The organism is Paenibacillus sp. CFBP 13594, assembly GCF_014842675.1.
Taxonomy (GTDB): Bacteria; Bacillota; Bacilli; order Paenibacillales; family Paenibacillaceae; genus Paenibacillus; species Paenibacillus amylolyticus_B.
Map to the genome: position 1 here is coordinate 51,458 of NZ_JACYVQ010000018.1, position 11,943 is coordinate 63,400.

The following is an 11,943-nucleotide window of genomic DNA, read 5'->3' on the forward strand; positions in this document are numbered from 1 at the left end:
TTCAACGATACACTACCCATCATACCGCTTTATTGGGCTTTTTCCAACAGTTTCGGCTTGGCAAAAATCATTCGTCCTGCTGAAGTCTGCAACACACTGGTCACCAGCACTTCCATCATCATGCCGATATACTCGCGTCCGCCTTCCACAACGATCATTGTGCCATCATCCAGATAAGCTACACCTTGACCATGCTCCTTGCCATCCTTGATGATCTGCACCATGATCTCCTCACCTGGCAGAACAACCGGCTTAACCGCATTGGCGAGATCATTAATGTTCAACACAGATACACCCTGGAGTTCGCACACTTTGTTCAGGTTAAAGTCATTGGTGACCACTTTTCCCTGAAGCACTTTTGCCAGTTTAACCAGTTTGCTGTCCACCTCGGAGATTTCCTCGAAATCCACCTCGTAGATCAGGACTTTTACATCAAGTTCCTTCTGGATTTTGTTCAAAATGTCCAGTCCACGCCGTCCTCTGTTCCGCTTGAGCAGATCCGATGAATCAGCAATATGCTGTAACTCCTCCAGAACAAATTCCGGAATTACGATCGTGCCTTCAATAAATCCGGTTTTGCATATATCAGCGATACGCCCATCGATAATAACACTGGTATCCAGAATTTTATGTTCTTCCATCCGTCTGTCCTCGTCCACCTCGGGATGACCCCATCGTCCAGACATCCAGAAGGCCCCCAGGTCGTCTTTCTTCGCCATGGCAAGGGTATAACCGGAATAAGCACTAATCACTGTCAGCGCCACTTGCAGCACTTCTCCTGCCGTCCCCATCCATCCCACAACAGGGTAAAGTAACAAGGCCACGAGCAATCCTGCAACTGTACCTGCGGCACCTGCAGCCAATTCGTTCATAGGTACTTTTGCCAATGAGTCAATTCCACTATGCAACCTGTCTGCCATCAATGTTCCACCAATATTACATACAGCCATAAACATTACAGCTCCCAGCAGCGTTGATATACCAGCTCCCAGTAATCCTGCTGACTGAATCCACTCCGCCATCCATGGGACCGATTTTCCTGCCAGATGATATGCCGTGTAGCCGAACCATGCACCGCACAATCCTGTAAAAGTTAAAATGCCTTTTTTCCACATTAGTCCCTGCACCTCCTTCAATGTATCTTGATCTTTATATCCAGTATGATCCAATTCCTGAATTGCTAATCCCATCTGGAAGAACTTTTTGGAAATGTTGCAATCGTCAGTTGAAAGTAGGTAAATTATTGGCATATAATGAATTCAATTCATATCCCGAGGTGAGTGGCAAAATGAGTACGCTAAGTTTACAGGCTTTCCAGGATCAAGTTTCTGAACTGTTGTTGCGTCATCGCAGCCTGATTGATGTACTGTCCAAAACGGGACAAGCCGGAGCGTCTGTTAACCGTGCCGTGTCCAAAGCCATTACCGAATGCGGCTGCATCGAGCTGCACGCCACCAAGCAGAAATATGCCCCGGAGAGCGATATCGCTCAAACCAAGGGCCTGCTGGAAACGCATGTGGAAGGTGAGTTGTGTGAGAACTGCAGAGAGGTCATCAGCTCTGAGCTAGGGCGGAACCTGTTCTACATGTCGGCTCTCTGCAATCTGCTGGACATTAACATGGAAGAGGTCGTAAATCACGAATCACAGAAGTGTTCAACGTTAGGGATGTTTAATCTGTCGTAAGAAGATATGTATGTCGTTCGCAAGGGTTTCTTTTACCGTAAATAGATCTGAATAAACAAAAAGCACGCATTCTCCAGTTCAGGAGAGTACGTGCTTTCTTTATATAGTGTCTGTCCCCGAGGCGACTTAACGATCGGAAGGACGGGAAGATTTCTCATCCTTGCGCTTTTTCGCCCGACTACGTGAGGCCGCTGTTCGCACATTATGCTTCATTCCATACAGGGCGTATAACACCAACGGAATAAAGATCAATTTGGATAACTGCTCCGGGAAAATAACGGCTACGGCTATGGCAAATAACACAACCCATGGTGCAATCCAGATTGCCTTTCGTGGCAAACCGACCTTTTTGAAATTGGGATATTTAAGCGAACTCACCATCAGATACGATAACAGCAATGTAGCAATCATCATGCTAACCGGGCCAATATCCTTATTGAACAAGGACAGTGTGGCCAGTACCCCGCCGGCTGCCGGTATCGGCAGACCTGTGAAGTATCCAGGAATACCCGGACGAACGTTAAACCGTGCAAGACGAATGGCTCCACAGATCGGAAAAGCCGCTGTTGCAATCCAGGCGAGGATCGGCATCGACTCTTGAAACGACACCATAAATATGATCAGAGCTGGTGCTGCACCAAAGGAAACCATGTCAGACAAGGAATCAAGTTCCTTACCGAATTCACTTTGGGCATTAAGTGCACGTGCCACTCGGCCATCCAGACCATCAAGCAGCATCGCTACAATGACCATAATGGCAGCCAAACTGTAATTTCCATCAATCGCAAGCAAAATTGCCATCATTCCAAGAAACAGATTACCCAGGGTAAAGAGATTCGGAATGAATCTGGTTAGCATCGTTGTTTCACCTCATCCATTTCAAGCCTTTATATAGGCAAACCCTTACATCTGTCTGTCGATAAACATTTGCTCCTGCAAACGTTTGAGGCCTTCCTTAATGGTCCGGGCACGAACTTCACCAATACCATCCACTTCGTCCAGTTCTTCAATTGTAGCCATAATAACATGAGGCAATTGTTCGAATTGATCCACCAGGTTATGGATAATGACATTGGGCAGGCGGGGGATCTTATTTAATACCCGGTATCCGCGAGGTGCAACCGAATCCTCTGAAGTGGCCGCCGATGAAGGATAGCCGAGCAGACGGACAATATGATGTGCATCCAACAACTCATCGTCCGACAATCTTTTCAGTCCCACGATAATTTCACGGATTTTGTCATCACTGTCGTCACGGGCATAGTCTTTATACAATAACCAAGCTTCTTCTTCCGTTGTACCCACGAGCTCTTCCATTTGCATGGAGATGAGTCGTCCCTCATTCCCGAGTTCATGAATGTATCGTTTGATCTCCGTTTTGATCCGCATCACCATTTCGGTACGCTGAATCACATTAACCACTTCAGGAATCGTCACCAGTTCCTCAAATTCAGAGGCACTCAGATTCGTAAGAGACTGTGTTAATACCGCTTTGTATTTCTCCAGGGTTTGAATCGCTTGATTCGCTTTGGTCAAAATAACCCCGATTTCCTTGAGGGAATAACGAAGTGTTCCCTGATACAAGGTAATGATATTCCGACGCTGTGATATGGATACGACCAATTTACCCGTTTGCTTTGCTACACGCTCTGCCGTCCGGTGACGAATCCCCGTCTCTGATGAAGAGATAGATGAATCCGGGATTAACTGGGTATTGGCGTAAAGAATACGCTTCAAATCTTCGCTAAGAATAATGGCACCATCCATCTTGGCGAGTTCGTACAGGTAGTTTGGGGAGAAATCACAGTTAATCGAGAATCCCCCGTCCACCACTTCCATGACTTCAGGGCTGTATCCTACAACAAGCAGTGCGCCCGTCTTGGCGCGCAGCACATTTTCCAGACCTTCGCGGAAAGGTGTACCTGGTGCGATCAGCCTTAACAACTCATTCATATTATCCAGTTGGCTCATATCTTTCATCTTGTTATGCCCCCTAATCTAAAGCAACCGCTAGTGCATCTGCCACGGTATTCACACCGATCAGTTGTATCCCGCGAGGATGTTTCCAGCCCTTTAAGCTTTTTTCCGGTAAAATGACTCGTTTGAAGCCCAACTTTGCGGCTTCCTTCACTCGTTGTTCGGCCCGTGATACGGCTCGAACTTCACCTGTCAGACCGATCTCGCCAAAGATGACGTCGTCCGGCTTGGTCGGTACATCTCTCAAACTGGATGCAATGCTGACGGCAACCGCCAAATCTACAGCGGGCTCATCCAATCGTACTCCACCAGCCACGTTCAGATACGCATCCTGGGTCTGTAAGAACATCCCCATTCGTTTCTCCAGCACTGCAATGATCAGATTTAATCGATGCAGATCTACCCCTGTTGCCATACGGCGGGGAGAAGGGAAATGGGTGGTTGAGATCAACGCCTGCAATTCCACGAGCAGAGGGCGTGTACCCTCCATACTGGCAACTACCGTTGAACCTGCTACACCCAGTGGACGTTCCGACAAAAAGAGTTCGGATGGATTGCCCACCTCACGAAGTCCATCCTCACCCATTTCAAAAATACCAATCTCATTGGTGGAACCAAAACGGTTCTTCACCGCACGCAGCAGGCGATACGTATGATGCCGTTCTCCTTCAAAATAAAGCACGCAATCCACCATATGTTCTAACATACGTGGACCGGCAATGGCACCTTCTTTGGTAACATGCCCCACAAGAACCGTTGCAATGCCTCTGCCTTTGGCAATCCGCATGAACCTTGACGTACATTCCCTTACCTGTGCTACACTACCCGGCGCACTGGTAACTTCGGGAAGATATACCGTCTGAATGGAGTCGATGACCAGAAAATGCGGCTGGATCTGATCCACCGCTTCCTCTACGCGTTCCATATTGGTTTCACACAATACATACAACTCGGCAGAGAGTGCCCCGAGGCGGTCTGCCCGCAATTTAGTCTGCTTGACTGATTCCTCACCGGAAACATATAACACACGCAAACCCGAATGCGTCAAAGCATGGGACGTCTGCAACATCAACGTTGATTTACCGATACCCGGATCTCCGCCCACCAGAACGAGTGAACCCGGAACAATTCCGCCACCCAATACCCGGTTCAACTCTCCGATTCCAGTCTGTACACGCGGTTCCTGACCGCTATCTATATCTATGATAGGAAGCGGTTTATCTTTACTGTCAAACAGAGGAGAATTTCTCCCTTGTGTTTTGACCACCGTCTCTGTTTCTTCCACCATTGAATTCCATGACTGACAACCCGGACACTTACCGTACCACTTGGGGGCTTCATAGCCGCATTCCGTACATTGAAACTTGGTTTTAACTTTGGCCACTTCAGCACTCCTATAATTTAGTTTTATAACAGCATTTTGCATTATTCGACGAATTTCACCCAAACTCCCTGACGTGCAGGGTTACTAAAAGTTTACCATTGTTTGAGATTTTTCGTAAAGGATTATCGCAAACTTTACACATGTTCCTGACATAATCATGTCCGTCTTCTGTCCAAAGTGCAAAAAATCCTCCCCGGCCGAAGCCGAGAAGGATTTGATTATGGAATAAGGATTAATACAAGCTGAAGCTCACTCCAAAGCTTGATGTATATTATTTGGTTTCGATTTCCTCATTGGACGGAACGACCACGTCTTTTTTCGTAACAGACAGTGCACCGTTCTCTTCGTCGATGAGCAATGAATCCCCTTTGGTTACGTTACCTGTGAGCAACTCTTCGGACAATTTGTCCTCAATATGCTTTTGGATCGCCCGACGAAGCGGACGCGCACCGTAAGCTGGATCAAAGCCTGACTTCGCAAGAAAAGACTTGGCATTATCAGTGAGTTCGAAATCGACCTCATGTTCGAGCAGTCGTTTACGAAGTTCTTCACTCATAAGCGTAACAATTTCAGCGATGTGTTTTTCTTCGAGTGAGTGGAACACGATAATTTCATCAATCCGGTTAAGGAACTCTGGACGGAAGCTTTTCTTCAGCTCATCCATCACTTTCCCCTTCATGTTGTCATAATCCGCTCCTGCATCTACAACTGCAGTGAAGCCCAGTGTAGAGTTACGTTTGATCGCTTCGGCACCCACGTTGGATGTTAGAATGATCAGCGTATTGCGGAAGTCAACGACGCGACCTTTGGAATCCGTCAGTCGACCATCCTCAAGCACTTGTAACAAGATATTGAATACTTCTGGATGTGCTTTCTCGATTTCATCGAGCAGGACTACGGAATATGGTTTGCGACGAACTTTCTCTGTCAGCTGGCCACCTTCTTCGTACCCAACATATCCTGGAGGCGCTCCGACAAGTCGGGAAGTCGAGTGCTTCTCACCATACTCGGACATATCAATCCGGATTACTGCATTTTCATCGCCGAACATCGCTTCAGCCAGAGCACGAGCAAGTTCTGTTTTACCTACCCCTGTAGGACCGAGGAAAATGAATGAACCCATCGGACGTTTCGGATCTTTAAGTCCTGCACGAGCACGACGAACCGCACGGCTGACAGACTTCACTGCCTCATCCTGACCGATGACACGTTCATGTAGAATAGACTCCAGATTCATCAGACGCTGTGTCTCTTCTTCTTTCAGTTGGTTCACAGGGATTCCTGTCCAGCTGGCTACCACTTGTGCGATATCCTCAGGAGTAACCTCGGAATCGGTGCGACCTTGTTTCTCTTTCCACTGGTTCTTCGTTACATCCAGCTCTTCACGAATTTTTTGTTCCGTATCACGCAGAGCTGCTGCTTTTTCGAACTCCTGACTTTGAACTGCAGCGTCTTTTTCCTTACGGATATCTTCCAGACGGCTTTCCAGTTGTTTCAGGTTTGGTGGGATCGTGTAAGAGTTCAATCTTACTTTGGAACCCGCTTCATCAATCAGATCAATCGCTTTGTCTGGCAAGAAACGGTCTGTAATGTAACGGTCAGACAGTTTAACCGCCTGCACAATTGCTTCGTCCGTAATTTTCACACGGTGATGCGCCTCATAACGGTCACGCAAGCCATGTAAGATTTGAATCGCTTCTTCCGGAGAAGGCTGATCTACAGTAATCGGTTGGAATCGACGCTCAAGCGCTGCATCCTTCTCGATGTATTTACGATATTCATCCAGTGTTGTCGCACCGATACATTGCAATTCTCCACGAGCCAGAGCCGGTTTCAAAATGTTAGAAGCATCGATGGCACCTTCAGCTCCGCCTGCGCCAATCAAGGTATGCAATTCGTCGATAAACAGGACAATGTTACCTGCTTGGCGAATCTCATCCATGATTTTTTTCAGACGATCTTCGAACTCACCACGATATTTGGTTCCAGCGACTACAGAACCCATATCTAGGGTCATTACACGTTTGTCGCGCAATGTTTCCGGAATCTCATTTGCAATGATTTTTTGTGCAAGGCCTTCAGCAATCGCTGTTTTACCTACACCTGGCTCACCGATCAATACCGGGTTGTTCTTGGTACGACGGCTGAGCACCTGGATGACACGTTCAATTTCTTTACTACGCCCAATGACTGGGTCCAGGTTGTTCTCTCTCGCATAAGCCGTGAGGTCACGTGCCAGACTGTCTAGCGTTGGTGTGCTTACATTGGCAGGTGTGCCATTATGGCTGGATACAGCTTCACTGCTGCCAAGCAATTGCAGCACTTGTTGACGTGCTTTGTTCAGGCTAATTCCCAGGTTATTGAGCACACGTGCTGCAACACCCTCGCCTTCACGAATCAATCCGAGCAGGATATGCTCTGTGCCTACATAGGTATGGCCCAATTTTCGAGCTTCATCCATAGATAGTTCAATTACTTTTTTCGCACGTGGCGTATATGCAATGTTGGTAGGTTGCTCTTGGCCACGGCCAATCAGCGTTTCTACTTCATCCTGAATTTTTTCCAATCCGAGTCCCAGGCCGATCAGTGCTTTGGCTGCGATACCTTCGCCTTCACGAATGAGGCCGAGCAAAATATGCTCAGTACCGATGTTATTATGACCGAGACGGACAGCTTCTTCCTGCGCGAGTGCGAGCACCTTTTGGGCCCGTTCCGTAAATCTTCCAAACATCATATCTCCTGCACCTCCATGGTTTTGGATAAAACGAGGTCATGTAATGAAATAACCGTCGTATTCTTCATATCATTTTTGTTTGCAGCCGTGCTGCGAATAAAGTCATTTGGCATTTGTACATGCCTTATTATATAAAAGCCGCAATGCGGCATGAAACCATATTTCAATACAAAATCAGGCTAAACTAGGACTGCTTCGCTGCATTGATCGTATCACGAATCAACTGAGCTCGGTAGATATCTCGCTCATCTGTGCGCATATCTTCCCCGAATGTTTTCTGCAAAAATCCCGGCTGTGTCATCACATTCAACTCATTCATTACCGTGATGGACAGTCCATCCAACAAGCCGAGATCCACGCCAAGGCGTACATCCGATAAGCGCTGTGCAGCTTCCTTGGAATCAACAATAGCTGCATGAGACAATATGCCGTAAGAACGCATGACCCGATCCGTAATCCGAAGTCTGGAGTCGGTCATTAACCGTTCTCTGGCTGTACGCTCATGACCTATCATCTGTAACACAACACCATGCAGGTTCTCGATGACTTCCTGTTCGGTCTGTCCCAATGTAATCTGGTTCGAGATCTGGAACAGGTTACCCATCGCCTCGCTACCTTCACCGTATATCCCCCTTACAGTTAATCCTACTTGGGAAACTGCGGTTAAAATGCGGCCAATCTGCTGTGTCATCACCAGGGCAGGCAAGTGCATCATAACCGATGCTCTTACACCTGTACCTACATTAGTAGGACAGCTGGTTAAGTATCCTCTGCGGTCATCAAAAGCATAATCCACGTGCGCTTCAAAAGCATCATCTATTGCGGAAGCTTTCTCCCAGGCTTCCTTCACCTGGAACCCCGGATAGAGGCACTGGATACGAAGATGATCCTCTTCGTTAATCATAATACTGACAGACTCATCCTCACTGAGAATAACCGCACCATTCCTGGATTCATTCGCAAGACTTGGACTGATGAGGTGTTTCTCCACCAGCACCCGTTTGTCGAGTTCGTCAATATCGATCAGATCCAACGTATGAAAATCCCCAAAGGCATGAACGTCATCGTATTGAAGTACTTCGCTCAGCTTATTCAGCACCTCTTCCGATTGCTCATTGGAAGCCAGCATCGGAAACGGAACATGCTGAAGGTTGCGTGCAATCCGGACACGGCTGCTAATGACGATTTCGGAATCAGCCGCATCACTGCGCATCCAGTCGCTGAGCGCCTTCTCTGTAAAGCGCAGATTAGGCATTACGCATCCCTCCTACTCATGACAAACTTTACTCCTGAGCTATTCCTTTTTCAAGTCCTCTGATCTGGTCACGGATCTGGGCCGCCTCTTCAAATTCCTCTTGCGCGATACTCTCCTGGAGCTCCCGCTTCAGATCAGCGATTTGCCGTTTCACCTTGATGCGACCACCAGCTCGTGCAGGCACTTTGCCTACATGGGACGTATTACCGTGAACCCGCTTGAACAAAGGATCCAGACGGCTGTCAAAATATTTATAACATGAACTGCAGCCGAACCGGCCTATCTTGCTAAATTGTGCGTACGTCATACCACACTCTTCACATTGAAGTGCTTTTGCAGGTGGTGTTCCTGCCGATCCACTTTTGCTGGCTGGATCAAAATCAAGCAATCCGGACAACAAGTTGTGAATGGAAAACCCACCTGCTGTTCCAGGGATCATTTCCCCTTTTTCACGGGCACATGACTCACAAATATGGAATTCCGTCTTCTCCCCATTTACGATTTTCGTGAAATGAAGTGTCGCCGGACGTTTATTGCATTCTTGGCACAGCATATTGATGTACCTCCTTTGACCCCGATAGTTTTCATTTACCGAGCAAAGATATTAACATCGCCTTCAACATTCTGGCACGAATTTGATCCCGGTAAGGAAGTTTGACTAATATAACCTCTCTAGATACAGCAGCTCGCATCAACCCGGCTTCCCGCTTGCTCAAGAAGCGCGCTTCTTCCAATTGATAGATCAGACCTTCGGCAGCTGTCTGCCCGATCTCTTCACCAATACTATGGTGCAAATGATTATGCAGAGCTGATTGGGCCGGTAATTCAATACGCTGTATGCGAACATAACCACCACCGCCGCGTTTACTCTCTACCAGGTATCCCTTCTCGAGTGTAAAACGTGTGCTGATGACATAATTGATCTGGGAAGGTACACATGAGAATTGATCTGCCAGATCATTACGCTGAATTTCAACCATTCCTTCGGGACTTTCATGCAAAATACTCTTCAGATATCGTTCGATAATATCAGAGATATTACGCATCCAATCATCCTCCACTGTCTGAAACGTTAAGTCAATAAGGACCCACACGCCCCCACAGAGTACACCTTCTCTACCCATTTAACCAATCAGGGAAACAGCGAATCTTGCTTCCACAGGTGTCAATAGGAGAGCGAAGGAAGCACGAAGGTCCTTTAATATTCCCTTGATCCTCCGATGAGATGAATCCCGTATATTGGCGATCATGCATCAGATTGTAGAAAGAAAGCTACTTAAGTATTAAACCTTTAGTTGACTTTGACTTTCTTTGACTTTATAACCATTATAGCATATTTTGTGGTTTTGCCAAGTGGGGTCACTATTCATTTTTTACGATTTTACACGAAATATTCCCCAGACACAAAAAAACCTCCCCAAAATTGCTGGAGAAGTCCATTTGTCTTTCAATCACGCCGTATTTCTATATAAGCTAATCAAGTTAAATGGAGCAGTGGGAATAGTCATCAGAAGAAATCGAGCAAATAGGTTTCCCGTTCAGGAATCACTTGTTCCAAAGCCTTGATTGCTGCTTCTGGTCCGTGAATTCTTCCGATCCGTGCCATTTCCGTTGGTCTGCGATACCCCATCAGCACTGCGGTAAGGGATTGAATATCCACCTTAATGGTCTGATCATCAGTAATTGGTTCCGAAGTTTTCCATATGGACGCTGTTCCGTTCATTGCCACGTTTAATTGCCATACCCCTTCATTCCATGGAGCGTGTGCATCTTCTACCTGAAGAACAATCTGCAACGGTGAGTCCTGATTTGCAAAGGGATACTGGGATATAAACTGCTCCACACTAACGATACGCGCCATAAAATAAGGTACAATCTCCTGCTGAATCCTCGGGTTATCCAATTGGAAGGCAAGTGTATCACTGGCAGGTGCCTGCAACGTAACTTCCTCGATCATGGAATCATGGTTAGCAATGAAGGTCCACAGTCCTTGCCTAGCCTCTTCGTTCAGATAGATGATCTCTTTAATAGTAAACTTATTTTCCTTAACCTCATATAAAAGATAACCTTGTGCTGCATCAGCTTCATCGTAATATACAGCCTTCTGGCTGCTTCCATTAACCAGAACTGAATTCTCCCACCTTGCATCATCCCGAACCAGAGTTCCGTTATAACGCTCAGCATAAGCACTGTATACTTCCTTTAATATGCTGAGGCCCGGATCCCCACGCCGAATTGTTCCAGGTGTCGCTTTTTTCATAGGCAAATGAGCTGTAGGTACTTTATAACGTTTAAATTCAACATACGTCTCCCATCCATACTTCCGATAGAAACCAAAAGAGAATGGATGCAAGAATGATATGCTCTGTTTGTTGCGATTCATTTCTTCCAACGCATGCTTCAGTAGACCCGCTACCCAGCCTTTGCGTCTATACTCTGGCCAGGTGGCTACACCCGCAATACCGCCCATCTCGAACGCTCTGCCATGAATATAGGTGTGAAAAGGAATGATGTGAAGTTTGGCTCCTAGCTGCCCGTCCTCATATACACCCCATATATCTTGTGACGAAAACTGACTCCGCCGCTTTTCTTTTTGTTCATCATTCATTACCACCTGAAAAGCATATTCGGAGAGTGCCATCGCTGGTTCAAAATCATCTACCGTCAATTTCTGAATTTCCATGTTGTCCTACACCCCATTCGCTAGAGTTATTATCAATCCAAATCATAGCCTGATATGTGATATATGTACCCCTTAGAGTGTGTCAGAGGATTCTTACAAAGTCAAATAAGAGATGCTTTCGCATCCCCTTAAATAAACAAATAAAAACCACCACCGAATAACATCGGCAGTGGTTCTTCGCTTGGCGGCGTCCTACTCTCCCAGGACCCTGCGGTCCAAGTACCAT

Annotated in this window: 10 protein-coding genes; 1 reads left to right on the forward strand and 9 read right to left on the reverse strand. The window is 46.8% G+C overall.

Features of this window, described 5'->3' with window-relative positions:
* Nucleotides 1-29 precede the first annotated feature (29 nt).
* Entirely contained in the window at nucleotides 30-1,115 is a 1,086-nt protein-coding gene (locus IFU39_RS31425) for a PIN/TRAM domain-containing protein (protein ID WP_192136410.1), read from the reverse strand.
* A gap of 173 nt (nucleotides 1,116-1,288) precedes the next feature.
* Here IFU39_RS31425 and IFU39_RS31430 point away from each other — a divergent pair, with 173 nt between their 5' ends.
* Nucleotides 1,289-1,684 carry a hypothetical protein gene (locus IFU39_RS31430; protein ID WP_017692049.1) on the forward strand — a complete coding sequence of 132 codons (396 nt, stop codon included), beginning with the start codon at nucleotides 1,289-1,291 and terminating at the stop codon, nucleotides 1,682-1,684.
* 126 nt (nucleotides 1,685-1,810) lie between these two features.
* Here IFU39_RS31430 and pssA read toward each other — a convergent pair whose 3' ends face one another.
* The 8 genes from pssA to IFU39_RS31470 form a co-directional block, all read right to left on the reverse strand.
* A complete protein-coding gene (gene pssA / locus IFU39_RS31435; protein ID WP_091020519.1) occupies nucleotides 1,811-2,542 on the reverse strand; it encodes a CDP-diacylglycerol--serine O-phosphatidyltransferase in 732 nt (243 codons plus the stop codon).
* A gap of 45 nt (nucleotides 2,543-2,587) precedes the next feature.
* A complete protein-coding gene (gene disA, locus IFU39_RS31440) occupies nucleotides 2,588-3,664 on the reverse strand; it encodes a DNA integrity scanning diadenylate cyclase DisA (protein WP_091020517.1) in 1,077 nt (358 codons plus the stop codon).
* Between the two features lie 13 nt (nucleotides 3,665-3,677).
* Nucleotides 3,678-5,045 carry a DNA repair protein RadA gene (radA, locus tag IFU39_RS31445; protein WP_036671578.1) on the reverse strand — a complete coding sequence of 456 codons (1,368 nt, stop codon included), beginning with the start codon at nucleotides 5,043-5,045 and terminating at the stop codon, nucleotides 3,678-3,680.
* A gap of 271 nt (nucleotides 5,046-5,316) precedes the next feature.
* On the reverse strand, nucleotides 5,317-7,779 hold the full coding sequence (locus IFU39_RS31450; RefSeq protein WP_036607223.1) for an ATP-dependent Clp protease ATP-binding subunit: 2,463 nt from the start codon (nucleotides 7,777-7,779) through the stop codon (nucleotides 5,317-5,319).
* A 184-nt stretch (nucleotides 7,780-7,963) separates the two neighbouring features.
* Nucleotides 7,964-9,034, reverse strand: a complete 1,071-nt coding sequence (locus IFU39_RS31455) for a protein arginine kinase (RefSeq protein WP_017692043.1) — start codon at nucleotides 9,032-9,034, stop codon at nucleotides 7,964-7,966.
* 28 nt (nucleotides 9,035-9,062) lie between these two features.
* A complete protein-coding gene (locus tag IFU39_RS31460; RefSeq protein WP_105602475.1) occupies nucleotides 9,063-9,587 on the reverse strand; it encodes a UvrB/UvrC motif-containing protein in 525 nt (174 codons plus the stop codon).
* A 31-nt stretch (nucleotides 9,588-9,618) separates the two neighbouring features.
* Nucleotides 9,619-10,080, reverse strand: a complete 462-nt coding sequence (locus IFU39_RS31465) for a CtsR family transcriptional regulator (RefSeq protein WP_036607135.1) — start codon at nucleotides 10,078-10,080, stop codon at nucleotides 9,619-9,621.
* A 461-nt stretch (nucleotides 10,081-10,541) separates the two neighbouring features.
* Nucleotides 10,542-11,717, reverse strand: coding sequence for a GNAT family N-acetyltransferase (locus IFU39_RS31470; RefSeq protein ID WP_105602477.1), 1,176 nt, complete (start codon nucleotides 11,715-11,717; stop codon nucleotides 10,542-10,544).
* Between the last annotated feature and the right edge of the window lie 226 nt (nucleotides 11,718-11,943).